The sequence below is a fragment of the Xanthomonas axonopodis genome (assembly GCF_001304695.1).
Lineage (GTDB): Bacteria > Pseudomonadota > Gammaproteobacteria > Xanthomonadales > Xanthomonadaceae > Xanthomonas > Xanthomonas axonopodis.
Map to the genome: position 1 here is coordinate 1 of NZ_JFAQ01000315.1, position 789 is coordinate 789.

Consider the following 789-nt stretch of genomic DNA (forward strand, 5'->3'; position numbering starts at 1 on the left):
GGGGGGGGCGACGAAGGCCAGTTCGCGCGTTTCTGAGAGAGCGACCAATGACCGCACCGACGCTTGATGTGATGCCCGGCGACGCCGATGTCGCCGCGCAATATCTGACCTTTCAACTGTATGGCGAAACCTTCGCCACCAGCATTCTCGGCATTCGCCAGATCATTCAATACCGCGCTCCCACGCCGGTGCCGTCGATGCCCGATTGCGTGCGCGGGGTGATCAATCTACGCGGCGCGGTGGTGCCGGTGGTGGACCTGCAATCACGGCTGGGGCGCGCGGACAGCTCGATCGGCAAACGCAGCTGCATCGTGATTCTGGCCACCGAGCAGGCACAGGGCACGCAGGTGATTGGCGTGCTGGTGGATGCGGTCAATGCAGTGATCGAACTGGCCGATCAGGACATCGAAGCGGCGCCGTCGTTCGGCACGCATATCCGCCGCGATCTGCTGCGCGGCATGGGCAAGGTGGGCGAGCGCTTTGTGGTACTGCTGGAGATGGAGCAGGTGCTGCAGGTGGACCAGATCGCCGGAAACACCGATGCACTGGCGGCCTGAGCGGCAGCAGGCCGATCGGCGCAGGCTGCGTCGATCAGGCCCGTAGGTGCCAACCGTCGAAGCGGTGCACTCGGTTGCGGCCATCGCCACGCGCCTGTTGCAACGCATGCCGCGCCCGGGCCAGCAAGGTCGTGCTGTCGAGCGCGGTTGGCGTGGCAACGTCCACCAGCCCCATGCTGAGCGTCAACGGGCCGATGGGCCAGTGCGTGTCTTCCACGGCCTTGCGCAAGGG

At 65.8% G+C, this 789-nt stretch carries 1 protein-coding gene and 1 pseudogene; one reads left to right on the plus strand and one right to left on the minus strand.

Features of this window, described 5'->3' with window-relative positions; translation table 11 throughout:
* The first annotated feature begins 47 nt into the window (after positions 1–47).
* On the plus strand, positions 48–557 hold the full coding sequence (locus tag XAXN_RS20015; RefSeq protein WP_054320804.1) for a chemotaxis protein CheW: 510 nt from the start codon (positions 48–50) through the stop codon (positions 555–557).
* Between the two features lie 34 nt (positions 558–591).
* Here the strand turns inward: XAXN_RS20015 and XAXN_RS20020 are convergent.
* A pseudogene (locus XAXN_RS20020) lies at positions 592–789 on the minus strand (GGDEF domain-containing protein); the annotation flags it as partial.

Excerpts from the sequence above, each read along its gene's own strand:
- XAXN_RS20015 (WP_054320804.1), top strand. The coding sequence starts at position 48 with ATGACCGCACCGACGCTTGATGTGATGCCCGGCGACGCCGATGTCGCC.